21 protein-coding genes and 1 tRNA gene are annotated in these 26,030 nt (G+C 35.2%); 10 read left to right on the top strand and 12 right to left on the bottom strand.

From position 1 onward, the window contains the following. Window positions 1-22: 22 nt before the first annotated feature. Entirely contained in the window at window positions 23-7,183 is a 7,161-nt protein-coding gene (locus JNL75_07460; GenBank protein MBL7789643.1) for a S8 family serine peptidase, read from the bottom strand. 66 nt (window positions 7,184-7,249) lie between these two features. Here JNL75_07460 and JNL75_07455 point away from each other — a divergent pair, with 66 nt between their 5' ends. From JNL75_07455 to JNL75_07445, 3 genes are read left to right on the top strand one after another with little or no spacing between them, the layout of a single operon-like run. Next, window positions 7,250-7,744 (top strand): hypothetical protein, encoded by a 495-nt coding sequence (locus JNL75_07455; protein MBL7789642.1) that lies wholly within the window; start codon window positions 7,250-7,252, stop codon window positions 7,742-7,744. Window positions 7,745-7,771: 27 nt separating this feature from the next. After that, on the top strand, window positions 7,772-9,532 hold the full coding sequence (locus JNL75_07450; GenBank protein ID MBL7789641.1) for a long-chain fatty acid--CoA ligase: 1,761 nt from the start codon (window positions 7,772-7,774) through the stop codon (window positions 9,530-9,532). A gap of 54 nt (window positions 9,533-9,586) precedes the next feature. Continuing rightward, a complete protein-coding gene (locus JNL75_07445) occupies window positions 9,587-10,918 on the top strand; it encodes an OmpA family protein (protein MBL7789640.1) in 1,332 nt (443 codons plus the stop codon). A gap of 28 nt (window positions 10,919-10,946) precedes the next feature. Here JNL75_07445 and JNL75_07440 read toward each other — a convergent pair whose 3' ends face one another. The 10 genes from JNL75_07440 to JNL75_07395 form a co-directional block, all read right to left on the bottom strand. Next, entirely contained in the window at window positions 10,947-11,999 is a 1,053-nt protein-coding gene (locus JNL75_07440; GenBank protein MBL7789639.1) for an RluA family pseudouridine synthase, read from the bottom strand. Between the two features lie 5 nt (window positions 12,000-12,004). Then, window positions 12,005-13,051: an NAD(P)H-dependent glycerol-3-phosphate dehydrogenase gene (locus JNL75_07435; GenBank protein ID MBL7789638.1), complete on the bottom strand. Its 1,047-nt coding sequence runs from the start codon at window positions 13,049-13,051 to the stop codon at window positions 12,005-12,007. Next, window positions 13,035-14,711 carry a 1-acyl-sn-glycerol-3-phosphate acyltransferase gene (locus JNL75_07430; GenBank protein ID MBL7789637.1) on the bottom strand — a complete coding sequence of 559 codons (1,677 nt, stop codon included), beginning with the start codon at window positions 14,709-14,711 and terminating at the stop codon, window positions 13,035-13,037. The genes JNL75_07435 and JNL75_07430 overlap by 17 nt, the downstream gene beginning before the upstream one ends. Window positions 14,712-14,725: 14 nt before the next feature. Further along, window positions 14,726-15,697 carry a deoxyhypusine synthase family protein gene (locus tag JNL75_07425; protein ID MBL7789636.1) on the bottom strand — a complete coding sequence of 324 codons (972 nt, stop codon included), beginning with the start codon at window positions 15,695-15,697 and terminating at the stop codon, window positions 14,726-14,728. Then, the gene (locus JNL75_07420) at window positions 15,694-16,110 is read right to left on the bottom strand and encodes a hypothetical protein (GenBank protein ID MBL7789635.1); all 417 of its coding nucleotides are present in this window, start codon (window positions 16,108-16,110) and stop codon (window positions 15,694-15,696) included. The genes JNL75_07425 and JNL75_07420 overlap by 4 nt, the downstream gene beginning before the upstream one ends. A gap of 3 nt (window positions 16,111-16,113) precedes the next feature. Next, window positions 16,114-16,509: an aspartyl protease family protein gene (locus tag JNL75_07415; GenBank protein ID MBL7789634.1), complete on the bottom strand. Its 396-nt coding sequence runs from the start codon at window positions 16,507-16,509 to the stop codon at window positions 16,114-16,116. A 2-nt stretch (window positions 16,510-16,511) separates the two neighbouring features. Beyond that, window positions 16,512-16,757 carry a hypothetical protein gene (locus JNL75_07410; GenBank protein MBL7789633.1) on the bottom strand — a complete coding sequence of 82 codons (246 nt, stop codon included), beginning with the start codon at window positions 16,755-16,757 and terminating at the stop codon, window positions 16,512-16,514. Window positions 16,758-16,775: 18 nt separating this feature from the next. Continuing rightward, on the bottom strand, window positions 16,776-17,408 hold the full coding sequence (locus tag JNL75_07405; protein MBL7789632.1) for a deoxynucleoside kinase: 633 nt from the start codon (window positions 17,406-17,408) through the stop codon (window positions 16,776-16,778). A gap of 28 nt (window positions 17,409-17,436) precedes the next feature. Beyond that, window positions 17,437-18,480 carry a tryptophan--tRNA ligase gene (trpS, locus tag JNL75_07400; protein MBL7789631.1) on the bottom strand — a complete coding sequence of 348 codons (1,044 nt, stop codon included), beginning with the start codon at window positions 18,478-18,480 and terminating at the stop codon, window positions 17,437-17,439. Window positions 18,481-18,554: 74 nt separating this feature from the next. After that, on the bottom strand, window positions 18,555-19,160 hold the full coding sequence (locus JNL75_07395; protein ID MBL7789630.1) for a PorT family protein: 606 nt from the start codon (window positions 19,158-19,160) through the stop codon (window positions 18,555-18,557). 373 nt (window positions 19,161-19,533) lie between these two features. Between JNL75_07395 and JNL75_07390 the strand changes: the two genes are divergently transcribed. The 4 genes from JNL75_07390 (at window position 19,534) to JNL75_07375 (ending at window position 21,467) form a co-directional block, all read left to right on the top strand. Then, window positions 19,534-19,607, top strand: a tRNA-Ile gene (locus tag JNL75_07390). 89 nt (window positions 19,608-19,696) lie between these two features. Then, window positions 19,697-19,942, top strand: coding sequence for a GIY-YIG nuclease family protein (locus JNL75_07385; GenBank protein MBL7789629.1), 246 nt, complete (start codon window positions 19,697-19,699; stop codon window positions 19,940-19,942). 158 nt (window positions 19,943-20,100) lie between these two features. Then, entirely contained in the window at window positions 20,101-20,922 is an 822-nt protein-coding gene (locus JNL75_07380) for a TylF/MycF family methyltransferase (protein ID MBL7789628.1), read from the top strand. Further along, entirely contained in the window at window positions 20,922-21,467 is a 546-nt protein-coding gene (locus tag JNL75_07375; GenBank protein MBL7789627.1) for a DNA-3-methyladenine glycosylase I, read from the top strand. Before JNL75_07380 ends, JNL75_07375 begins: the two co-directional genes overlap by 1 nt. A 45-nt stretch (window positions 21,468-21,512) precedes the next feature. Here JNL75_07375 and JNL75_07370 read toward each other — a convergent pair whose 3' ends face one another. Beyond that, on the bottom strand, window positions 21,513-23,897 hold the full coding sequence (locus tag JNL75_07370; GenBank protein ID MBL7789626.1) for a TonB-dependent receptor: 2,385 nt from the start codon (window positions 23,895-23,897) through the stop codon (window positions 21,513-21,515). Window positions 23,898-24,220: 323 nt separating this feature from the next. Here JNL75_07370 and rplM point away from each other — a divergent pair, with 323 nt between their 5' ends. From rplM to rpsB, 3 genes are read left to right on the top strand one after another with little or no spacing between them, the layout of a single operon-like run. Then, on the top strand, window positions 24,221-24,661 hold the full coding sequence (gene rplM / locus JNL75_07365) for a 50S ribosomal protein L13 (GenBank protein ID MBL7789625.1): 441 nt from the start codon (window positions 24,221-24,223) through the stop codon (window positions 24,659-24,661). A 42-nt stretch (window positions 24,662-24,703) separates the two neighbouring features. Then, window positions 24,704-25,099, top strand: coding sequence for a 30S ribosomal protein S9 (gene rpsI, locus JNL75_07360; GenBank protein MBL7789624.1), 396 nt, complete (start codon window positions 24,704-24,706; stop codon window positions 25,097-25,099). Window positions 25,100-25,152: 53 nt separating this feature from the next. Continuing rightward, window positions 25,153-25,935, top strand: coding sequence for a 30S ribosomal protein S2 (gene rpsB / locus JNL75_07355; GenBank protein MBL7789623.1), 783 nt, complete (start codon window positions 25,153-25,155; stop codon window positions 25,933-25,935). Window positions 25,936-26,030 lie beyond the last annotated feature (95 nt).

Genomic DNA, 26,030 nt, shown 5'->3' with positions numbered 1-26,030 from the left:
CTATTATGCTAGGCTCAATCGTTTATCTCATGAGAGTAAATGTCCCTTTGTGTTTACGAATACCCCAAGGTGTGTTAAACTCTGCATAATATAAATAAACTCCCATTGGTGCTGGTCTACCTTTAAAGTAGCCATTCCAACCTTTTAATTGATTGGTTTCAAATACTTTTTCGCCCCAGCGATCATAGATGGCAAAGACAATCACATCGGTACATTCGTCCATATTCGGAATATACTCGTCATTTAAGTTGTCTTGATTCGGTGAGAATACATTAGGGAATCCATAATAACAGGTATCTGGTAGAATACCCTTGACCAAATATGAAACGGTATCCCAGCATTCGTTCTCATCCGTTACCCTTACTGTAAATAGTTTAGGTTGAGTGTTGTTGATCTTATAATCAATATCCTGATTCGTACTTCCTGTTTGCAACCAAAAATAACGTTGACCACCAGAGGCAGACAAGGTCACTGTCTGCTTATACAATACTGGATTCGGAATGGAAGGCGTAATCACCGCCTTTGGTTTAGGGAAAACTATCACATTGATATACTCAATAGTGTCACAACCTGGTAAATAAATATTTCTTATGACTAGAGAATCGATCCTCATCTTAGAGTCATTATAAGTCTTTCCGTTATAGCGGAAAGGCGCACAGCCACTCACCGGCGGTCTATCACGATATGCTTTTTTGTAGATATAAATATGTCTTATATATACCATAGAATCACAGTTTAAAATAGATTTCGACCTTATGGTATCATATTCTATAAAGGACTGCGTATGCTTTTTACCTTTAGCATCAATGTACTGTTCACATTTACGTAAAGTATCCAAAGGAATAACCTGTTTTTGAAGCACATTTAACCGAAGTATATTTATAAAGCTATCGCAAAAACCATCTGCTTTTTTAATGGTGAAATAGTAATTGCCTGTGGTCTTTCGCTGAATACCATTAAATAATACACTATCACCATTACAAATTCTTAAATTTTGAGCGGTAGAGTCAATACTCCGATTGGTATAAACCACGGCGGTGTCATAAGCTTTACAGCCACTATTGCGGTCTGTCACCTCTACTACATAGTTTACACTATCATTGACTATACTGCATTTCGGATTCGCGATATTTGGATCATCGAGGTATATCGTAGGTGTCCATTTATAGGTCCAGTCTGAGATAGGTGATTCTCCCAAATCCGTAACAAAAGCACCTAGACAGTTCGTCGTATCCTTGCCTGCATTAGGAAATACCTGCACTACAGTTACGATTTTGGTCATGGTGTCAAAGCATATACCATTGGTTACAATCAAGCGCAGCGGATAAGTACCACCTGCCGGAAATTTGAGAACTGGTGGGTTAGCACCTGCGAAGCTACTCGGAATCGCATTGCCAAAATTCCAATTATAACCTGTAATAGGTCCTTTGCTGCGATTCGTAATTGTCAAATCCTCTCCAAAGCATAATATCTCTTTCGGAATAGAGAAGCGAGCTCTTGCTGGGCAGCACACCTTGGTATTAACTACAAATGTATCCTTGTGCAGACAGCCAAAAGTATCTCTAAACTGCAAATAGTAGGTAGTATTGACTGTAGGATAGAAAAATGGATTATTGGCTGTTATAGACGAAATATTCGTATTCGGTGACCATTGGACATTCGTGGCATAGATAGGTATGGTCATCTGCACTGAGTCGCCTATGCATATGAGCTGATCCTCCATTTTAGGATAAATAGCAGAAGGTCTTACCGAAATATCAATCGTATCGATGACTTGACATCCTTTGGCACCAATATAAGATACGAGATAACGTTGATTAGCAGTCACATATATTTTTGGATTGCGCACCGTATCACTCGATAAGCCCATCTTAGGACTCCACTGATACTGACTTCCAGCTCTTAGGGTTACTTGAAGGGAATCGTTGAGGCATTGGGTGTAGGTCAATTTTTGAGCGGTGTCGCATGGAGGAGGTGGAGTTGTAGTTGAACAACAATCGCCTAATGCTTTAATTTCTTGATCATTCAAAACTCGATGATAAATTCTAATATCATCAATATCTCCATTGAAATATCGATTCCAACTCGCTACAAATCCAATATTCAAATCCGCAAACTGTTTTAATATGTTTTGAGTTCCATTGAATTTATTGCTATAGATTTTGATACAATTCAAATAATAAGTTAGTGTATCACTATTCTTAATGGCTACCAGATGATTCCATTTAGTATTGTCATATGTTGGCCCCGTATTGTCTGTATTCGACCATGCGCTTGCTGAAATTCTCCAACCCAAATCTGCCTTTTTATTTGTTTGATAATGCTGTAAAACCCAATTCTGATAGATACCACCATTCGAATGAGAATGATCTAAAAGCCCAGCATAAGAAGATTGACTTGTTGAATTTGATTTGAACCAAATAGAAAGGGATAAATTATTGGAAGAGGATGTTGGAAAATTTGATATTATCATCTTAGAAGTAGATCCATTGAATCTATAGGCGCTATTTGGATTGCCAAATCGATCAGCCACAGCCGTCGCTCCATAGTTGGTCGCATGGTTATTATTTCCCGATTTATCTTGGGTATTTCCATTAAAGTCAAGGTGGAGGACTTTGCCTGTATTGAGTTGGGACGTGTCGCAGTCGGAAGGAGAGGGTGGTGCGGCGTTACATGTACCACAATAGCCTTTGACTTCGGCAGGGGCTAAGGATCGGTTGTACACTCTGATATCATCAATAGTTGCATTGAGCCAATATGGATAAGTAGCATAATCTGATTTTCCTATTAAAATATCATACATATTTGCTCCAGTGCCAGTATTTGAAGTCTTAGATACAATAAATCCATCTATATAATTAAACAATGTATCATTTTTCTGAACCACAGCAAAACAATACCATTTCCCACTATTTAGATAAGGAATATATGGTTTGGGTGAAGGAGCAGTAACTGATGCCGGATGTAGATTTTGATGTAGAGTGTCTAAGGTAGGTATACAGCCTCCATTAAAAGCATTAGGAGCATAAACCCAATCAATGTGCTGATTACCAGCAGACGGAGTTGTATGCCCCTTAAAAAATATCATATTTCCATGACACGGAGCAGTATTCCACCCATCAATTTTCATTTTGCACGTAACCGTAAAGGCACTATTCAAATGTAGGGTGCTAGAATTAAGAACTTTCATATAATCATTGACACCGTCAAACTTATACGCCGTATTCGCCACACCATCTTTCCCAGCAACAGGTGTAGCTCCATAGTTGGTCGCATGGTTATTATTTCCCGATTTATCTTGCGTATTTCCATTAAAGTCGAGGTGAAGGACTTTGCCTGTATTGAGTTGGGACGTGTCGCAGTCGGTCTGAGGAGGTATTATAATTCCACAACTATCTATAACTAAATTACAATTTGGATTGATTTGATTGATTTGAGCATTCCCTCCCAGTGTGCCATTGTATGCAGTATTACCTTGCTTATTTAATAGATTGTCAAATCGATAATACCCCAACAATCCAGTTTGTGAAGTTGGATTTGGTAATGTATCAGACATATACATTCGAAGCTGAGTTTGCGTACGAGCTATATTCCAAATGCGGACTTCATTGATATAACCATTCATATTCTCTGGCTGCCCTGTTGTAACACCTGCATAATCTGCAATTGTCGTATTTAGATTATTGGTTATCAAATTACCACTAGCAGCCACAGAAGTCATTAAATAACCATTTCTATAGAATTTGAGATTGGCACCATCATATACCATAGCCACATGATAAGTTTTATTTGTATCATAAGAGCAAAAACTTGGGGTTACTACATATCCATTATTTGAAGTTGTTATTTCTGCTTGTTGAATTCTAAGATTATAATTACTATTTGTCGGACCAGTGTGTTTAGAAACTATATCTCCAGAGAAATTATCGACCCCTGTATGTCTATTTTCTCTATTTACCCATGCCTCTACAGTTAATTTATCACCAGAAACATCTAAATCTCCTACTGTTACTTTATCTCCTATATTTACAGTCTTCAGCCAGCTATTACAATTGATTTGAGGTGGCTGAACATTACACGTCCCACAATAACCTTTGACCTCAGCAGGGGCTAAGACGCGGTTGTAGATACGGATGTCGTCCACATCTGCATTGAGCCAGTAAGGGTAGGTTGCGTTATCTAGTTTTCCGATAAAAACATCTAAATTGTGACTACCTAAACCACCTGAATAGTGACATGAATATCTTCTCGCACCATTAATGTAAGTTATTATACTATCACCTGTATATACACTGACTAGACAATACCATGTATCTCGTTTCACATACGGTGGATTATGAATCGATGACAAAGAACAGCCACCAGCTGAAGAAAAAGCCCCATAAAAATTATTCTCATTCGTATCAGCAGAGGCATTACAACCGTTATTTGGAGAATATCTTAAAAGATAATTACCGTTTACATAGTCTGAATTTCCTTTCATAATTATTGAATTTCCCTTACATGTTCCATTGTAAAATCCTCTAGGTTTTAAGATAGCTGTAAGCGTAATTTTATTTCCTGAGAAATTATTAAGACTGCTTGAATTCGCTATTTGCATATAATTACTCGTACCATTGAATCGATACGCCGTATTCGCCACACCATCTTTACCCGCCACAGGTGTAGCTCCATAGTTGGTCGCATGATTTCCATTTCCTGATTTATCTTGCGTATTTCCATTAAAGTCGAGGTGAAGGACTTTGCCGGTGTTGAGCTGAGAGGTGTCGCAGTCAGTCAAACCCCCTCCCCCACTACTCCCAGCGGGTATGGTATAACATAAAACGAGTTTAGGGTGTTTGGAGGTATCTGTTTCTTCGGCTGAGTAAAATATTAAGCTGTTGTAAAAAGGTGTATTTACATGTCTAAGGAAAATACCATTATCGCCGTTATTTATTAAATCTTGAATAAGATTTTTTACATTTACATTAGTATAACTATGATTAGTTGTAGGACTTTGAGCAAGTGTTACTTGATTTTGTACAGTAGTAGATGGCCAAGCATTTGTGGCAATAGATGTAGTAGTCCATGAGTTTGTGATTCTACTGATAGAGGTTGAATTATCAGTTCCGGCAGTAGGTTGTCCACTCCAACCATGTGAAGCATTGGGCTTTGAATATAGGCTAAGACTGGCAGAATTGATAACTGCATTAGCAGGAATGTTTGACAAATTAAATTTTAATATACAGCGCCAAAAATGTGGACTGCCTCCTGCTGTCCAATTGGCTACTACATTTTCATTATTTGCGAAAGTCCATGTAATATTTGTAGACGAAGTAGGCGAAAGGCCGAAACCATCTAAAGCGCCACTTTGACTTGTTTTTAAGGTCACACAAATAGTAGTATCCTTTGTCAAAAGTTTTCTATAAATTGTGTCTTGTCCATATTTATTTCCTGCACACGAGCTATCGCTAAAACTTGAAATGGATAGAATACTTGTATCTTTTTTAGGCTGTATAGAAAACAAATAAGGATTGGATTGAATATTAGTTTGTGTCCAGGTATTGCTACCGTCTGTAAGGGTTACTGAGAATGGTGACCTACCTTTAAAATGCACGGCAATTACTACATTCATAGCATTGATGGTGGTATATACCCGATTGTTGAGCCAAGCCTTAGGTGTATCTATATTGACATAGTTTGTCTTGGTCATAGTATCGCAGCCTAGGCTATTGCAGGTAATGAGCGTGGCGGATTTGTATCCTGCAGTTGCATATGTCACAATTGGATTGGCTGAGGTAGAAGTGGCTGGGCTTCCACCCGGAAATGACCAGCTATATGTCAGAGTAGGTATGCCAAAACTTTTTGCTTGGTATCGAACTGCTTTGGTAGGACACTGAAAAGTATCTAAGGCTATAAAATCAGATTTTGGTTTTTTGGTCAAACACTGAAGTGCTTGAAATGCGTTGACTCTACCTGCACCTAACTGACCTATGAAAGTGGGGTTTTGTGCATTGATATTGTCGCAGGTTCTTTTGAGGCAGGCTTCGATGCTATCGGCTGGCATGGGGTTATAGCATTTCATCAAGCCACACAAACCCGCCACCAATGGCGATGCCATACTCGTACCACTAAGATTGCCATATGAAGTTATAGAACCTGCCAAACAGCTTGGAATTCCTACTCCTGGAGCAGTGACATCTATGGTGCTACCAAAATTTGAAAAACTCGCTCTAGCATCAGTCGATCCTGATGCTGCTACACTAATTACATGATTATACGAAGCAGGATACATGGGTGTAGAAGTATTACTATTCCCTGCAGCTGCCACACAAATAATTCCTTTCGATTTAGCTATATTGAAAAGTGTCTGGAAAGTCGCAGACCAAGCTCCACCTCCCCAACTCATATTGATGACATCGCAACCGCTAGCATTGATAGCATAGTCTAAACCCTGAAATGCCCCGGTCAAGGATGAACTAGGACTCAATCCTATTTTGACAGGTATCATTTTACAATTATAACCTATAGCAGCTATCCCTTTATTATTATGGGTTTGTGCCGCTACAATGCCTGCTACATGGGTACCATGTGTAAAAAATGAATTAGTCGGTGCTGTAGCTGATGGATCATTATCGTTATTAGCGGCATCCCAGCCTCGCCAATCGTCTATATAGCCATTGCCATCGTCATCGATACCGTTTCCATTGATTTCGCCCGTATTAATATGCCACTGATTGACAAGGTCTTCGTGATTCATTAAAAAACCATCGTCGGTCACTGCTATTTTTACTTGCGTACAACCTTGACCTAGGTTCCATGCGAGATCAGCCTGAATTTTAGCTAAATTCCATTGGGTAGAGTACAAGGGGTCATTGGGTGTGAAAAACAATTTATATAAAGGAACTTTCTCCGCATACTCAATTTGTTCCAATTGCTGAATCTTAGCAACCAGACTATCAAGAGCATAGCTTTCATTCAGTATTAGTTCATAAGTAGAACTTAGTAGGGGATGTTTGGAAACTGGTAACAAACTCTTAACTAGTGCTCGAGGTAGTATTTTTTCGAATCGAACGTCATTTACAAGTGAATAGACAGACCTTTGTTCATCTTTAACTTTGATAAAAAGTCTATTTTCAAAATAGTCTTGTGTAAAAACAGAATTACTAAATAGTAAAAACACTAAAATGGAAAGGATTCGCATAGCTGATTAATTTTCAAATGCAAATATAGTTTTTTTTTTAGATTTGTTTTTAACTAAATTAATTAAATGATAAAAATCAACTACATCATTCTTCTTCTAACCTCTACCATTCCACTCATATTGGCTTATGTATGGTTTCATACTGGTTATATACATCGATTATTAAAGTTAGATACTCATAACGAACTCACCTTTAAATGGTCAATAGGCAACATTATTGCCTTATTTATTTTGAGTTTTATGTATAGCATTACTATCTCCTATCAAGTGATACACCAGTTGCACTTTCAGAGTATGCTTATGAATGAAGTCGGATTTGATAAAGGCGAAGGAAACGCTTATAAAGATCTAGTGTATATCCTAGAGTTGTATGGTAAAAACTTTAGGAGTTTCGGACATGGGGCCTTTCACGGTTTTCTAAATTCAGTTTTTATCATATTTCCGATATTATATTTTCAAAAACTAGTCAGTAATTGGTCGTGGAAAATGCTGGTTTATATATGGTCCTTTTGGGCAATATGTAGTATGATAATGGGAGCTATAATTTGTGAACTATATTAATTCAAACTCTTAATAAATAAATTTAAGATGAAAGCTACAAGGTTATTTGACTATATAGATATTCAGGCGAATGAGTATCCACAAGACAAGGCATTGTCTATAAAACATGATGGGCAATGGAAGCATTATTCCTCCAAAGATTTTCAGCAAAAGGTGAACGAATATTCACTTGCACTTCTAGCACACGGAGTAGAGAAGGGAGATAGAATCGCAATCATATCAGGAAATAGACCCGAATGGAATTTTTGCGACAATGGTATTCTACAACTAGGAGCGGTCAATGTCCCTATTTATCCTACAAGTTCACTCCATGACTATGAATTTATATTGAATAATTCGGAGGCGAAGTATTTATTTATCTCTGATTCTGTTATTTTTGAAAAAGTGTCTAAAGTGAATGTTCCTAGTCTCAAAGGAATTTACTCATTTGACAAGTTAGATGGGTGTAAACATGTTTCGGAATTTCTAGCTGCTGCTGATTGGTCGAAAATTGGAGAGGTAGAGGCTATGAAAAAAAAAATTACAAGTCAAGATTTAGCTACCATTATTTATACCTCTGGTACTACAGGCAATCCAAAGGGTGTCATGCTATCGCACCGCAATATCATATTCAATGTCGAAGAAGTATCACCGCATTTGCCAGTAAAACGAGAACATAAAGTGTTGAGTTTTCTGCCTCTTTGTCACATATTTGAGCGTGTAGTGACCTATTTTTATTTTTACAAAGGCGTGGAGGTTTATTATGCCGAAAGTATAGATACATTGAAAGAAAATATAGCGGAGGTCAAGCCACATTTTATGACCTGTGTACCACGATTAATGGAGAAAATTTACGATGGTATTTTGGCCAAAGGACAAGATTTAAAAGGAATAAGTAAATTATTATTTAACTGGGGGATAGTCTTAGCTCATAAACAAAATGCAACTTCAAATATGTTTTATGGCTTCCTGAATAAGGTTATTTACAGCAAATTTAGACAAGCTCTGGGAGGCAATATCATAGGAATAGTAACTGGTGCTGCAGCACTTCAAGCAAAAATTGGAATATTTTTCAACAATGTAGGCATCACTGTTCGAGAAGGCTATGGTATGACGGAGACGGCACCTGTCATCTCTTTTAATCGATTTGGGGTAGACGAAAATAGACCCGGAAGCGTCGGTATGATATTAGATAATGTAAAAGTAAAATTAGAACATCGAGAAGGGATGGCAGATGAAGAAGGTGAAATATTGGTTCAAGGCGAAAATGTGATGATGGGCTATTATAACAATCCAGAGGCTACTGAAGCTGTCATAAAAGAAGGTTGGTTATATACAGGCGATGTAGGTAAAATGGAAGACAATAAATTTCTTAAAATCACCGATCGAGTCAAAGAGCTTTTTAAAACAAGTGGCGGTAAATATGTAGCTCCTCAGCATCTTGAAAATACACTAAAAGCCAGCAAATATATCGAGCAAATTATAGTGATAGGGAACAATAGAAAATTTGTTTCCGCTCTAATATATCCATCGGTTACTAATTTGAATAGTTGGGCTAGTTTTAAAGGTTATCAAATAGATTTTGATAGTCCTAATTGGACAAATAATTCACATATTCAAGATAAAATGAATCGAGTAATTGACCGATATAATGTACACTTTAATCATGTAGAGCAGATTAAGAAATTCACTCTTGTCAATACAGAGTGGACAATAGATGGCGGAGAATTGACCCCTACTTTGAAACTAAAAAGAAAGGTAATTGAAGAAAAAAATGCCAATCTTATTGATATCATGTATAAAGATTGACACAATTACCTATTATTTGATTTATAAATTTGCTTTTTAATAATAAACAATTACATGAAAAAATTATTTATTTTAATACTGCTTATATTTGGATATAAAGGATATAGTCAAGTTCATACGCTGAAAGAATCAATTTATTTTGGTATTGGGAAAACAACTCTTAATCAATATCACAAAAAGAAGCTAGATTCTATTGTAACACTTTTAAAAAATAGCAAGTCCTATTTAGGCGAGGTTAAAGGTCATACTTGTAATATAGGTTCAGCTAGAATCAATAAAGTAATTTCGAATTTAAGAGCACTTAATGTATTGAATTATTTAGTAGATAAAGGACTAAAAAGAGATAAATTTACGTATTCCTCTTTTGGTTATTCGCAACCCATTGGAGATAATTCAAACAAAGAAGGTAGAGCTTTAAATAGAAGAACAGACGTAGAGGTAGTACTCAGCCTATTTGATGAGGTAGTGGATTTTAAAGAAGTGGAAGAAAATGCAAATAGTAATGTAAAAGGTAATACTACTGTTAAAAACGAAACAATCCAGCCAGCGAATATTGCACCCCCGATTGAATTAGGTCCAGATTTTTCTACTGGGAAAATACCTAAGGCTGGAAATAAAGTAGTTAAAATGACGAACGGGATTACGCTTGAAGTTGACAAGAATAGTTTAGTCACAGGAAGTAGCGAACCTATCGATCTTGATTTTAAAGATTATACCCAGAATTATGATATCATTAAAAAGGGATTTAACACTTCTAGTGGAGAATGTAAAAACTTATCACTTATAGGAGCCTTTTCAGTGAATCTAACCCAAGAATATCAAGAATTGACCATTAATAGTCAAAAACCTCTTATAGTAAGCATTCCAGGAGAATACTCTCCAAATGCAAAATTATATACAAATCCTCGAAGATGGACAGCAGATACTATCAATAAGTTTAATTATAATCACGAGAAAAAGGTTTATGAAGTCGCCATTATAAACAATACAAGTGTTCTTGGGATTTTTGATAATGTAGAGGATACCGTTAAATTTTTGAAAGTAAAAATAAAAGGATTATCGCCTGACCTAGTTAAGCCTTATGTCGTTTATGACAATTGTAATATATCCATGTGCTGTCGTCAGAAAGGAAAATGGTTCTTAGTGCCCGTTTCTACTAATAGTTCTACCTATCGAATTCGTTTGAGCTATGTAGACTATTCAAGCAAACAAGGTGATGCTTATTCTATAAATTATGATATAAATAATCTCGACTTATCTAAACTAAAACTAGATTTAAAGGAAGGTAATACAGTGATTTATAAATTTCCAGAGAAAATAAAAATCAATAATCAAAAACTAGATAAAAATAGTCTTTGTGATTCTGCCTCAGCAGTGGGCAATTAAATATAAATTGCTAGAATTTACAGATTAATTAAACTGTAAATTCTAGCAATCTTCCTTTAGAGTATCCTCTCCATTTTTCTACTAACATTGCCATATCCTCTGGCAATTCAGAGTCAAACGACATCCATTTCTTAGTTTCAGGATGTTCTATACCAAGTTCTTTAGCGTGCAGGGCTTGTCTTGGGCATACTTTAAAACAATTCTCTACAAATTGTTTATACTTGCTAAATACAGTCCCTTTTACGATAACATTTCCTCCATATCTATCATCATTAAAAACAGGGTGACCCAAGCTGGCCATGTGCACTCGTATCTGATGCGTACGACCAGTCTCCAATATACATTCGACCAAGGTACAATATCCAAAGCGCTCTAAAACTTTATAGTGTGTCACCGATGGTTTACCTTCGAAATCATCCTCAAAAGTTCGCATTCTTTTTCGCTCAAATTTATCCCGTCCTATATTTTTATCAATTGTACCCTCATTAGCTTCAATATCCCCCCACACAAGAGCCACATATTTACGGTGATTCGTTTTCTCAAAAAATTGTTTGGCTAAATATGCCATAGCATAATCACTTTTGGCTATGACCATGATTCCACTGGTATCTTTATCTAATCTATGAACTATACCTGGCTTTAAGGCATCAGAACCTTTACCTAAATCTTTGACGTGAAATAGTAAGGCATTGACTAGAGTTCCAGTATAATTACCCACTCCAGGATGTACTACAAGACCTGCGGGTTTATTTAAGATTAATAAACTCTTGTCTTCATACAAAATATTCAATGGAATATCCTCTGGCTTAATGCCCTCATGCCCAAATGGCATGGGTAAGATAACTTTAATGCTATCATTGGGATTAACTTTATAGCTGGATTTTACAGGCTTTCCATTGACGAGTATGCTTTCTGAATCAGCCGCCGCCTGAAACTTAGACCTTGAAATTCGCTCTACATGATTCACTAAATATTTATCGATTCGAATTGACTCTTGCCCTTTGTCCACTTGAAGAAGAACCTCACGCACGAGTTCATCTCCTTCATTTTCTATATCATTAATCTCTATATCTTCAATCATATATTCTAATAAAAATTGACATCATGTCCTACGTGCAAGCGCATCAATGCTTTGATACCTTGCTCCAAAGAATAACCTTCGTACATAACTTTATATATAATACCCACCAAAGGTGCCTGAATATGCATTGTATCAGATAGGTATTTTATCACCTTCACCGTATTAATACCTTCGGCAGCCTCTGTCATAGTAGCTATAATTTGATCAATCGTTTCACCCTTTCCTAAACGATATCCTACAGAATAGTTTCTACTTAAGGGGCTAGAACAAGTAGCTACCAAATCTCCAATTCCCGCTAATCCCAGAAAGGAGCGAGGTTCTACACCTAAAGTCTTGCCTATAGCTATCATTTCAGCTATACCTTTGGTTATAAGAAGCGCTTTAACATTTTCGCCATAACCTAAAGCGGCAGAAGCTCCAGCTGCTATAGCTATATAATTTTTAAATACGCCAGCTAGCTCTATCCCCTTGATATCATGGCTTCCGTAAATTTGAAATCGGTCACATTGCAATATCTCAGTCCCGATACCGATTACCTCTTTAAATTTTGAAGCTAGAACAGTTCCTGCGGGCTGCTTTTGCGCTATTTCTTTAGCTAAGTTTGGTCCTGATATACAACCTACTCTATGCACTGGTGTCTCTTCAATAATCACCTCACTCATAGTGCATATTTCATTGGGTTGAATGGCTATAGGACTTTTCGTGAAATCAACCTTGACATCAAATCCTTTAGCACCATGTATCAAAATATGATTGGAGGTTAAATGACTTGCTAATTCTCTAATCACATTTCGGAATGCATAAGAAGGTAAAACTGGAAAAATGACATCGCATTTACTTGCTAACAGATTTAAATCAGTTGTAGCCTGCACATGAGAGAGAATCTCTATCTCTCTATGCTTTTTATGAATATTTATATTATCAACAGTAGCTTGTTTGCGCGCATACATAATGACGTGATGCCGCTCAGCTATTAGATTTGCAAGTACCGTACCGAAACTACCTATACCCAATATCCCTATTGGTTTTGAAATATTATATGTATTGCTCAAGGTTATATCCTGTTAATCGATTATGATAAAAGTATGCCAGACGCACATCTTCTGAATTTAAATTGCCATCAGAATCAGCATAAATCACTTTTTTGGAATTAAACAAACTTATAGCCTCTATACCATCATTTAATATTTGATTATCTGAATTTTCTATGATTTTTTCATTTACATTTAGTTTATTATTTGATTTCAATTCAAGGAGCTTGGCTATTAAAATGACTAAGGATTCTAAAACCCGCTCTCTTCGTATAATTCTATCCTCTCTAGGCAGCAGCATAAGCTCAAAGAGAGACAAGTGCTTGTGCCTTTTTTTCAACAAAGTGAAATAGATAAATGCTACCAAAGGTGCTGTCATTACAGTATTATACTTAAAATAGCTTTTCACTATTTTGCTGCCTAAAATTTTCGTATATTCATAATTACGCTGTTCGTCTCGTACTATGTTATTCTCTAGTTCAAAATAGCCTTTAATATCAAAAGGAACACCATTAGGTGCGACACTCTCGCCTTGCGCGTTCACTTCATTGCCTATAACATCTAGAGGCTTGCCAAATGAAACTACAATCTCGGTATCCGCATTAAATAAATGCTTTAAAAATCGAATAATTTTATAAGTAGTAGAGTATTCAAAACTGTCGGCTACATATTTCTCTTTTCCTATTTCTACGAGATGTTGATTTACTAGCGATGAGCACTCAATATTGTATTGATAATTAATGACAAGAGGTAAGATAAATATCTTCTTTCGACCATTGATAAAATTCTCTTGTTGTGCCTCTACTGCGGTACTTAATAGTCCTAGCTTCAATTTAGACTCTAGTGCACCTGATCGTGAACGTGTGCCACCAGGGAAAAACAAACTAGGCGTATCGCGTTCGATTGCCATCTGTGAATAGGCTTTTAATAATTCGAGATATAAGGCATTCTTTCTACGTCTATCCAATTTATAAGCTCCCAAATTATTCAACATAAACGATAGTGGCTGTGTACCTACTAGATTGATACCCGCACCATAAGTCACAGGTTCTAAACCAATTGAATTCAAAGCCCAACCAACAAGTGGTGAATCTGTATTGGAAAAATGAGTTGGAACAACTACAATCGTACCTAGTTTAGAGAGATTTCTTATCAACTCAAAATCACCAGTGATTATAAATTTTTTATAGAAGCTATTTATCTTTCTAAAAAGAAATTTAAATGGTGAATTTAGTTTAGAATTGAGAAATAGAAATAAGATACGAGGGAGAAATTTTTGAGCTAGCTCGAAAATTCTGGGTTTAAAGTTAGCCACAATCTCATATGCATAGCGAAAGAGTATCTTTTTCAAAAGCGTCTCCAATACTGCTCTATCAGTCTCTTCCCAACTTTGTGCTTTTTGAAATTTAATAATCTGTCCTTTGACATTATTCCAAAAATCTTTCTCATCATCAGGGTCTGATTTCCATCGTGAAGTAGTCACACGAATACGCTCTTGATAGAGGGTCGATGCTAATTCATCAAACAAAGCGCGAGTAGTAGGATAATTTTTCCGTGATTTTTCTATAACTCTATCTACTACCTCAATTAGAAAAGCATCTTTATCTTTATCTAATTTGTATATCCCCCAATTTTCATAATCCGGATTGACATAGGGTAAAGGATGTTCAAGTTTTTGCACGGAATTTTATGAATTTACTGCCCTAGAATATAAGCAAATATAAGTGGAGCTACAATAGTAGCATCTGATTCTACAATAAATTTAGGGGTATTAATATCCAATTTGCCCCAAGTTATCTTCTCATTAGGCACAGCCCCAGAATATGAACCGTAAGATGTAGTGCTATCCGATATCTGACAGAAATAAGACCAAAAGGGAACATCATGCCATTCTAAATCCTGATACATCATAGGGACAACACATATAGGAAAATCACCTGCTATACCGCCACCTATCTGGAAAAAGCCCACACCTTTGCCCTCACTGTTTTTTCGATACCAGTCCGCTAGCCATACCATATACTCAATACCTGACTTCATAGTTGAGGCTTTGATATCATTTTTGATAATATACGATGCAAAAATATTTCCCATAGTGCTATCTTCCCAACCTGGAACGATAATTGGAATATTCTTTTCTGCTGCGGCTACCATCCATGAATTATTTGGGTCTATCTCATAATATTGCTCGAGTACACCACTTTTTATCATCTGATACATATACTCATGCGGGAAATAACGCTCCCCATTGGTATCTGCCTTTTTCCATAACTCATAGATATGTTTTTGCAATCTTCGAAAGGCTTCTTCTTCTGGAATACAAGTATCTGTCACACGATTCAGTCCACGTTCTAGTAAATCCCATTCTTGCTGTGGAGTCAAATCGCGATAATTCGGTACGCGCTCATAATGCGAATGTGCTACGAGATTCATCATATCTTCTTCGAGGTTTGCACCTGTGCAAGAGATAATAGCTATCTTATCTTGTCGAATCATCTCAGCTAGCGATATTCCAAGTTCTGCAGTGCTCATAGCACCCGCTAAGGATACAAGCATTTTACCTCCTTCTAGAAGATGTGTCTCATAACCTTTGGCAGCATCAACAAGGGCAGCAGCGTTAAAGTGACGATAGTTGTGGAGGATGAATTGAGAAATTGGACCTTTCATGGGAATACGATTCTTTTAAAATAATAAATAATTTTTTCTTTATGTTTTATTACTAATCTTCTACCTGTATATACTATTGCAATAAAATTGGCTAAAAATATTATGATTAAATAAATATTTATTTCTTTCGAAAGTCTATCACAGTAATAGTCAAAGTATAAATAAGGGAATATTATTAGCAGAAATAATGGAAGAAATATAGCAAATAATGAATGCATTAAATTTGTTAACATTACTTGTCTTTTTCTAGATTTATAAATAAAAAAGTTAATAACTACAGAAACAACAATTCCAATAAAACCAATAATTAAATACACTAAAGTCTCTATTGCTTCACCTAATCCATCTGCAAAATCTGCCTTCATAATCTGAAAACAAAAAACAACAAAAAATAAAATGATAAACTTTTTCATTTCTTATAATTTATCTACTTCTATTTCACCTTTACGCATATCAATACACAATTTATGTTCCCTCAAAAAATCTAATCCTACGACTCCGTCATAATCTGATACTATTCCATGTGCTAAAAAATCATAGACCTGAACTTCAAACTTATCTTTAGATATTCCTAAACAGGTAAAGTCTTCAATTTCATATAATTCAACCATTACAATACCATTTGAAGTTTCTACGTCTTTTTCACCCTTGCTATTCCTTAGTTCGTATCCAGAAAAGTAAAGTACGCTACTATCAATTGTAGTGTGAGTAGCCGCAGTATCTAATGCCAGTCTAAATTCAAACTTCCCTCCTATACTAGAATTGACTAATATCACATCTTCTTCTGTAGCTAAATCAAATCGAAATACCATTATTACAATCGTCTAAAAATTCCTACCTTTCGATTTTGGTGTAATTCTCCAGTATATATAATAGTAAATTTATCAAATCCAGTGGCCTTATCTCTACCAATGTAGCAAACTTCCTTTTTATCTTTGCTGTGAAATAGTATAATACCACTGAGTACCTTTGTATCTGACATTTCAGGATTTGCAAGTAACACCCATTCATCAGGGTATAAATCCTTTATTTTTTCAATTGAAATATTATCGCTATCCATTATAGTTTAATTTCACTTCTAAAAAAGTCCATTCACCTCTTTATCTACCTTCTCTATTATCAAAGCTAGATCTTCTTTTTTATTTAAGAAATCGAGGTCATCTACATTGATTACTAGTAATCTGCCATTCTTATATGTTTCTATCCAGCTCTCATAGTAGGCATTTAATTTTTTCAAATAATCGATACGAATATTTTCTTCATAATCTCGTGCACGATTCTGAATATTGTTGACCAAGGTAGGGATACCAGCCTGTAAATAAATCAATAAATCAGGAGGCGATACCTTGGAGCTTATTGTCTTAAATAGGCTCTGATAATTATCAAAATCTCTCGTGGACATCAAATTCATAGCATGCAGATTCGGTGCAAATATGAAGGCGTCTTCATAAATCGTTCTGTCTTGTATCACGGTGTCTTTACCTTCTTGTATTTTGACCAACTGCTGAATACGACTATTCAGAAAATATATCTGCAAATTAAAACTCCAACGAGTCATATCATCATAAAAATCGCTCAGGTAAGGGTTTTCCTCTACATCCTCAAAATGTGGTTTCCATTTATAATGCTTAGCTAATAGTTCAGTCAGGCTGCTCTTGCCTGCTCCTATATTGCCTGCTACTGCTATATGCTTTATTTTTGTCTTGGCCATAAATCAAACTTTTGAAGATAAAATCAATTTAAGAATGTAGTAAACTTATATTCTTAGTAGTAAGTCCCATAATATCTCGCACCTCTTCTAATGTAATTTTAGCATTTTTATTTGCCTTCTCAGCTCCTGTATTTGCAATATCTTGCAAAAGTTTCTTATCATCCATATATTTCATGATACTCTCACGAATAGGGGCTAATGCGTTTATAGCATCAATAGCTATTTGCTTTTTCATATCACCATAGCGTATAGTGCAGTCAGCATAAGCCTTTAAATATTCATTCACAATTTCTTCCTTTGAAAACAAGCGCATAATGTCAAATAAGTTTTTCATTTCCTCAGTTAAGGATGAATTTGGTTCTTTAGGTCCTGTATCGGTTACAGCTCGTTTAATCTTCTTTTCTATCTCTGCATCTGTGTCTATGAGATAAATAGCTGTTGATTTATCATCTGATTTACTCATTTTACCTTTACCCGAAAGCGATGGAATATTGACTAAATTTTCTGTAAATGTAAAAGCCAATGGCTCAGGAAAAACTTCTTTTTTATAATAGTGATTAAATCTATTTCCAAAGGTTCTTGCCATTTCTAAATGCTGCGCTTGGTCTTTGCCTACTGGGACTTTTGTACCTTTGTGTATTAATATATCGGCTGCCATAAGCACTGGATAGGTGAGTAATCCGGCATTGACATTATCTGATTGTTTTTGTACTTTTTCCTTGAAAGTAGCTGTGCGCTCTAGTTCACCAAGGTAGGCAAACATATTGAGATATAAATATAACTCGTGCGTATAGAACACATCGGACTGAAAATACAAAGTAGCACGCTCAGGGTCAATACCACAGCCTAGATAAGTAGCCAGTGTAATATATCGACTATTCATGAGCTCTTTAGGATCCGGGTGCGAAGTCAATGAGTGTAAATCTGCGATAAAGAAATACATTGGATTATTTATTTCTTGCGCTAAGTTTACATAACTCTTAACCGCACCGAAATAATTTCCTATATGTAAAATTCCTGTACTCTGAACACCAGAAACTATTATATCCTTATTTTCAATCTTTTTACTGATAGCAGTCATAAGCAGCAAAGATAATAAACAAGGCTACTTCTTATCAGAAAATTACACTGAAACGAAAACAATATTTAAAAATAATATATCCCTCTTGCTGAAAGTGTGATATGATATTGATCTTCATCTCCAGTATGATATCTATTAGTAGGAATAATGGAATGGATCATTCGGATATTGAATCCAAAATGTTTTTTGATATCAAAAGCAACTGATGCTATAAAGCCCAGATCAATTGGTCTGTAATAATTCTCTGTTCGTTCATTTCTTACCTGCTTAAGATTGTACCATTGTGTGGTGCTTATTAAATTTGATACAACCAATCCAGCTCCAAATCTCGCAATTTTATGATCATGATAGTTTATCATAATTGGTACTTCGATATAATTTGTATGAATCGTTCTGTGAACTACAAATTGATTAAACTCATTAAACTGTTCTCCAGAACCCCCTCGCATGGAGTAGTTGATTTCCATATTTGCAGAAATCTTATTGGAAATCATAAAATAAGTTCCCAATCCACCAGTATAGCCCCAATAATTAAAGCCCCCAACACTATCCCCTGAAATTTGGTTAATAGTAAAACCAGTACTTATATAACCTCGAAATGTTCCTTTTTCTTGTGAGAAAGCAGAAACCACATTGAATAAAATAACTATTAATATTGAAAATTTTCGCATTGCACAAAGTTAAAATAAAAATAAAGATTTTGAAAATAATATTATATTTGCACTCCGATTTTAGAAAATCAAGGTCTCTTAGTCCCGATAGTCAACGGGATTGGTTGGAGCGCCTGACTCTCCCGATAGCTATCGAGATAGGTGGTCGGAAGGGAAAAAATTTAAAACCAACGGTCTCTTAGTCCCGATAGACAACGGGATTGGTTGGAGTGCCTGAATCTCCCGATAGCTATCGGGACAGGTGGTCGGATGAGAAAAAAATTAAAACCAACGGTCTCTTAGTCCCGATTGCCATCGGGATTGGTTAGAGCACCTGACTCTCCCGATAGCTATCGGGACAGGTGGCTGGAAGAGAAAAAAAATTAAAACCAACGGTCTCTTAGCTCAGTTGGTTAGAGCACCTGACTCATAATCAGGTGGTCGCTGGTTCGAGCCCAGCAGGGACCACTAAAAGGACTTCATTTTGAAGTCCTTTTTTTATACAACTTATGATAGCTTGTAAAATATTTTATAGTCAAGTAATTGATAAATATTAAATTGGAGTTACTCAAGATGATTTAAATTCTAGAATAGCTAAACATAATGCAAGTGATTATGGCAACAAATACACGTCCCAAGCTAGCGACTGGACATTATTCCATTACATAGAATGGAGCTCATATGCTCAAGCTATTAATATTGAAAGACATATTAAAAGAATGAAATCTAGAAAATATATTGAAGATTTGATTAAATACCCGAATATCTCGATTAATTTAGTATTAAAATATATTAGCACCTGACTCTCCCGATCGTTATCGGGACAGGTGGTCGATGGTTTGAGCCGCATTTATCCCGATTACTATCGGGAGGACCACTAAAAGGACTTCATTTTGAAGTCCTTTTTTTATATAATTAAAATTTCTAAAGATTTAAAGTTAAAGTATTATATTGCGACTATATGCAATATCAATATCTTGAGCTATTAAAGAACACTCTTTTAGATATTCACCGTGCTGATACTGGAGAATTAAAAAGAATACAAGATAATCCTAAATCATGGAAGCTTAAGATACTGTCTTTTATTGATAAATTTTTGCTAAAGTTCGGCTATACAATCGTTAAGATAGTGCCATTCTGCGAAGATAATAGAATATTAGGTAAGGATTGGCCTGCGAATGCAGAGACGATGATTGGTTTAAAACGAATGGAAAATATTCAATATTGCATAGAAGATATTTTAAAAAATAATATTGATGGTGATTTAATTGAAACTGGCGTTTGGAGAGGAGGAGCGGCTATATGGATGAAAGGACTCTTAAAAGCTTATGGAGATAAAAATAAAGTCATTTGGGTAGCTGATTCCTTTTGTGGACTTCCTAAACCGAACTCAAATAAATATAAATATGATAAAGGTGATAAACACCACCAATATAATGAACTTTCTGTGTCAGTAGAAGTTGTTAAAAAGAATTTTGAAAAGTATGGACTATTAGATAAAAATGTTAAGTTTCTTGTAGGCTGGTTCAAAGATACTCTGCCCTGTGCACCAATTAAAAAATTATGCTTATTAAGACTCGATGGTGATATGTATGAATCTACAATAGATGCACTAAACAATCTATACTCCAAATTATCAATTGGTGGATATGTTATAATTGATGATTGGGGAGCTGTGAATGCATGTAAGCAAGCAGTATTAGATTTTAGAGAAGAGAACGGAATACTTGAGGAAATTATACCTATTGATTGGTCAGGAGTTTATTGGAAAAAACTAAAATAATGACTTACTCTTATTGTAAATATTGTCGAAATTTAAAATTAGATAATATACATCGCATTCATCATGACACCATATATGGACTGGCATTTTCAGATGACAATGAGTTATTCGGTCGATTAATCTTGGAAATAAATCAAGCGGGATTAAGCTGGGATACCATACTCAAGAAAGAATCTAATTTCAGAATAGGGTATTCCAATTTTAATATTCAGATGATTGCCAATTATACAGAAAAAGATCGGGAACGTCTGATACAGGATAGTGGAATCATTCGCAATAAACTAAAAATAAACGCAGCTATAGTCAATGCTCAGCGTATTCTAGAAATGCAAAAGGAATATGGGTCATTTTTCCAATGGATAAAAATACAAAAAGCTGCTGATTTAGCTACATGGGTAAAGCTTTTTAGAAAAGAGTTTAAATTTGTAGGTGGTGAAATAGTAAACGAATTTTTGATGTCTATAGGTCGCATCGAAGGGTCACATAGTCCTGATTGCTTTCGTTATAAAGACTTTTTAAAACATAGAAAATTATGGCTGGACTAATACTAAAAAAACTGACTTCAGACTACTGATAACTTAGCTCTATTATCACATTCCCATTTCTCCTCCACCCTCTCTAGGTTCAGGTTTTTCTATTTTAGATTTTTTACTAGAATTGTCGGATCCAAAATTATAACGGAAACTCAAGGTAAAATATCGTGTCTCTCGTTTACGTTCAAATTCGTTTAAAAAGTCAAAATCTGAATTATTCAATCTAAATTTAGTATCATTAAAAATATCAAAGACAGTTAGAATTATATTCGCCTTTTGATTGAATAATTTTTTTCTCAATGATATATCAACATTACTCATAAAATGAATAGTACCTTGTGGTGATTCGAATGGAGATTTGTAAAAACCTATAACCTGCCCTTCCATATTCCATGGTAGCTTAATGTTCAATATCCCTCTAGCCTGCCAATTTAAATAATCCCTTTCATAAACTTGATTTTGGTTTGTATAATTCAAAGTATTATAGGATAAATTAGAGTTGAAATTAAGGCTTAAAGTCTTGCTTAATTTATATGTACCGATCAATTCCCAGCCTGAAAAAGTAGCTTTACCTATATTATCTATTGTCACGAAGATAGTGCCGTCAGGATTTGTAGTAAGATATCGTGTAATGGCATTATTTGAAACTTTGAAATACAAGCTAGAAGAAAACGATAAATTTTTCAATCTGTCATTTCCGTATCCTAATTCATAAGAGTTAATAATTTCTGGTTTAAGTTGAGGGTTCCCAAGTCTTTTACTGATAGGATCTGAAACATCCTGCAATGGATTGAGCATTCCAGGTCCAGGTCTATTGATTCGCATACTATAGGTTGCACTCAAAAATTGCTTATTCGGCAAATTATAGCGAATCATACCAGATGGAAAGGCATTGAAATAATTGTACGCGTAAAGTGAAGTATCATAATTAAAACTCTCTGTATTTGTCTGTTCTAATCGCACTCCTAATTTGGTTTGAATAGCTTCTGACCATTGCGAACTCCATAGTCCATATGCACTGAATACATTTTCATTAAAATTAAAATCATTAGACCAGCGAGCAACCTCTATTCCTGATTCTTTATAACTATTAGTAAACCTAAAATCTCTATTCGCGGCGCGCAATCCTGTTTCAAATTGTTGATTGGAACTTAAATTCATTGTATAATCTGTCTGGATAGCGGTGATAGGTCGGCGCTGAATATTGTCTACAGAATAATTCGTCTGATAGTTTTTGGGTATACCTATATCGTATGCAAAATTTCTATTAAAACTATTCGATTGATCATTCATATTATCCGATCGTGAAACTTCTATTGTCCATTTATCTTTCATATTTGGCATAAAATGCTGAAATGATAAATTAATATCATAAAGTGTATTCAAGTTTCTGTTTCTATTTTCGAGTTTCCATATTGAATATAAAGCTTGAGTCTTGGTTCTAAATGTGTCATAGTCGTCGGAAAAACTAGAACCCCAGTCCCTACTAATATTTGTCATCAAGGAAATAGTGCTTCTTTTGCTAAATTCGTAGTCTAGCCCTAATCTGAACGCATGCAATCGCTTATAACTCTCCCCATCGCTTATATGACGATAACTATGTAATTCAGGGTTTAATAAATATTCTCTGCGAGACCAGCCACAATTTAGAAACTCATTATAAGTGTAATTATATGAACTAGCAATGGCCAATTTGCCAAGTGAGAAATTATATCCAATCTGTCCATTGTATTTATTATTATTACCAATGCTTCCAATCACATAACCTCCGTTATAACTTGCATTTGCATTTTTTAAAACTATATTAATTATACCAGCCGAGCCTTCGCTATTATATTTTGAATTAGGAACGGAAATAATCTCTATTTTTTCTATGGAAGTAGCAGGTATTTGACTAAGGTTCTCCCCAGTTAGAGAAGACATTTTTCCATTAATCATTACTGCTACATTTTCATCTCCTCTAAATGAAACATTTCCTCCATCATTCCCCATATTGACAGATGGCAAAGCGTTTACAAGCTCCGCTGCAGAAGCATTTTGCGAATTTAACAGTTGAGACGGACTATACTCCTTTTTATCAATAGCGGATGATTTGCTTGTCTTGTTGCCTGTTACTAAGATTTCTGAAAGTACGGTTGAGTTTTCTAATAGCACGATCGAACCAAGTTGTATATCACTATTAGATACCTTTATTTCTCTTGATAAAACTTTATAACCAATAAATCCAAACTCTAACTTATAACTACCCGAAGGAAGTTTGATTGAAAATTGACCATTTTTATCCGTTTTAGCACCCGTAATTAGTTTTTCATTTTGATATGCTTTTATGCTAGACATAAATATAGGACTAGATCTAGAGTCCGTTACCTTGCCTGTGATGGTATGCAAATCCTGTGCCTTAATAGCTGAAGTAGTAAATAAAAAGAAAATAAAAAATCTCATGTAGCGTGCGAAATTAAGACTATATAAGTTTTCTTGAGCTTTAAAAAGACACAAAAAAGGAGCTTGGTAAACCAAGCTCCAAAATACTATGAAAACAAAACTAATCCCGACTTTCATCGGGAAAACCTTACAGCAAATATACAACATTTTTTTAATTATGAAGTTTTTCTTTATTACATTTTTAACCACAACAAAAAATAATGCCATTTATACATTGAAAATCAATACATAAATGAACCCATTAAAAAAAATATGCAATTATTTAAAAAAAATAATTCTATATTTGCACTCCCAAAAAAATAACACTAAAAAATTATAGTAAAGTGGATCATTTAAGTTATAAGACAAGATTTGTAAGCAAAAAAGAGCACCAAAAGAGCTGGTATGTTATTGATGCCCAAGGTCAGACATTAGGAAGACTTTGTACAAAAATAGCTAGTATATTAAGAGGTAAACATAAGCCTTCTTTCACTCCAAATGATGATGCAGGCGATAATGTTATCGTATTGAACTGTGGTAAAATTCATTTGACAGGTAGTAAGTGGAGTCAAAAAGAATATTTAAGATATTCTGGATATCCAGGTGGCCAAAAGTCTATCATTGCGAAGGATCTAAACGTAAAAAATCCTAAGTCAATGATTGAGACAGCTGTAAAAGGTATGCTTCCAAAAAGCCCACTAGGAAAACAAATGTTTGGCAAACTACATTTATTTGAAGGAACAGACCATCCGCATGCTGCTCAGAAACCAATAGAGTTAAAATAGTCTCAACCTTATTTCATAAAATTATTATATATAATATAAAGAATGGCAACAAAGAAAAATACAATAACGGTAGGTAGAAGAAAGTCTTCTATTGCTCGCGTTTTTATCACGAAAGGTACAGGAAAAATCACCATCAATGGTAAAGATTTGAAAGAGTATTTTCCACTTCAGTTTATGCAAGATGCTCTTTTGAAACCTCTAAGAGTGCTAGAGATTTCAGAAGCATTTGATGTGAAGGTCAATGTAAGTGGTGGTGGTATCAAAGGTCAAACAGATGCTATTACCTTAGGTATAGCTAGAGCCCTCGTTCAGGATAATGCAGAAAACAAACCAGCATTGCGTGCGGAAAGATTAATGACCAGAGATGCAAGAGTAGTGGAGCGCAAGAAAACAGGTCTCAGAAAAGCTCGTAAGAGAGAGCAGTACAGCAAGCGTTAATCCCAAGCTAGAATAATTGAATAATATTTATCAAATAAAGTAAAAAGATATAGATGGCATCAATAGATCAAAAAGCAATGTTAGAAGCGGGCGTTCATTTCGGACACCTAAGAAAAAAGTGGAATCCAAAAATGCTTCCTTATATTTTCGCTGAAAAGAAAGGAATTCATGTAATAGACCTCAACAAAACGGCCTCAAAACTAGAAGAGGCAGGCAACGTTCTGAGAAATATGGCTAAGAATGATAAAATTGTTTTATTCGTAGCTACAAAAAAGCAAGCAAAAGACATAGTGAAAAAAGCGGCTATGAGCTGTGAAATGCCTTTTGTAACTGAAAGATGGTTAGGCGGTATGCTTACAAACTTTACAACCATACGTAAATCTGTAAGAAAAATGCAGAGCATCGATAAAATGTTCAAGGATGGTACCGTAAAAAATATCACTAAGAAAGAAAGATTGATGCTTTCTCGTCAAAAAGACAAATTGGAGAAAGTACTTGGAGGTATAGCTAATTTGAATAGAATTCCTCATGCAGTGTTTGTTGTAGATATTCTTCACGAAGATATTGCGATTACTGAGTGCAAAAAGCTAGGTATTACCACACTAGGTATGGTAGACACTAATTCAGATCCAAACAAAGTGAATTTTGCTATACCGTCGAATGATGATAGCTCAAAATCCATAGAGTATGTAGCTACTTATTTAGCTGCTTGTATCAATGAAGGCAAGAAAGAAAAAGCAACCTCCAAGGAAGATAATACCTCTGAGGATACTCCAGCGGAAGAGATTCAGGTCTCTACTGAAACTGCAACAGAAGATACTTCATCAGAAGATTAAAATGTAGAAATTATAATATAAGAGATATGGTTGTATAATAGCTGCCATGTCTCTTTTTTGTATTCAAATAAGATTAAATATTAAACAATAAAAAA

This window comes from Chitinophagales bacterium, assembly GCA_016787225.1.
Classification (GTDB): Bacteria; Bacteroidota; Bacteroidia; order Chitinophagales; family JADJOU01; genus CHPMRC01.
This window is presented reverse-complemented; position numbering and strand designations above follow the sequence as displayed.

Bases quoted from the DNA above. Each gene is read 5' to 3' on its own strand.
- JNL75_07460 (MBL7789643.1), bottom strand. From the start codon at position 7,183: ATGCGAATCCTTTCCATTTTAGTGTTTTTACTATTTAGTAATTCTGTT.
- JNL75_07455 (MBL7789642.1), top strand. From the start codon at position 7,250: ATGATAAAAATCAACTACATCATTCTTCTTCTAACCTCTACCATTCCA.
- JNL75_07450 (MBL7789641.1), top strand. From the start codon at position 7,772: ATGAAAGCTACAAGGTTATTTGACTATATAGATATTCAGGCGAATGAG.
- JNL75_07445 (MBL7789640.1), top strand. From the start codon at position 9,587: ATGAAAAAATTATTTATTTTAATACTGCTTATATTTGGATATAAAGGA.
- JNL75_07440 (MBL7789639.1), bottom strand. From the start codon at position 11,999: ATGATTGAAGATATAGAGATTAATGATATAGAAAATGAAGGAGATGAA.
- JNL75_07425 (MBL7789636.1), bottom strand. From the start codon at position 15,697: ATGAAAGGTCCAATTTCTCAATTCATCCTCCACAACTATCGTCACTTT.
- JNL75_07420 (MBL7789635.1), bottom strand. From the start codon at position 16,110: ATGAAAAAGTTTATCATTTTATTTTTTGTTGTTTTTTGTTTTCAGATT.
- JNL75_07415 (MBL7789634.1), bottom strand. From the start codon at position 16,509: ATGGTATTTCGATTTGATTTAGCTACAGAAGAAGATGTGATATTAGTC.
- JNL75_07410 (MBL7789633.1), bottom strand. From the start codon at position 16,757: ATGGATAGCGATAATATTTCAATTGAAAAAATAAAGGATTTATACCCT.
- JNL75_07405 (MBL7789632.1), bottom strand. From the start codon at position 17,408: ATGGCCAAGACAAAAATAAAGCATATAGCAGTAGCAGGCAATATAGGA.
- JNL75_07395 (MBL7789630.1), bottom strand. From the start codon at position 19,160: ATGCGAAAATTTTCAATATTAATAGTTATTTTATTCAATGTGGTTTCT.
- JNL75_07380 (MBL7789628.1), top strand. From the start codon at position 20,101: ATGCAATATCAATATCTTGAGCTATTAAAGAACACTCTTTTAGATATT.
- JNL75_07375 (MBL7789627.1), top strand. From the start codon at position 20,922: ATGACTTACTCTTATTGTAAATATTGTCGAAATTTAAAATTAGATAAT.
- JNL75_07370 (MBL7789626.1), bottom strand. From the start codon at position 23,897: ATGAGATTTTTTATTTTCTTTTTATTTACTACTTCAGCTATTAAGGCA.
- rpsI (MBL7789624.1), top strand. From the start codon at position 24,704: ATGGCAACAAAGAAAAATACAATAACGGTAGGTAGAAGAAAGTCTTCT.
- rpsB (MBL7789623.1), top strand. From the start codon at position 25,153: ATGGCATCAATAGATCAAAAAGCAATGTTAGAAGCGGGCGTTCATTTC.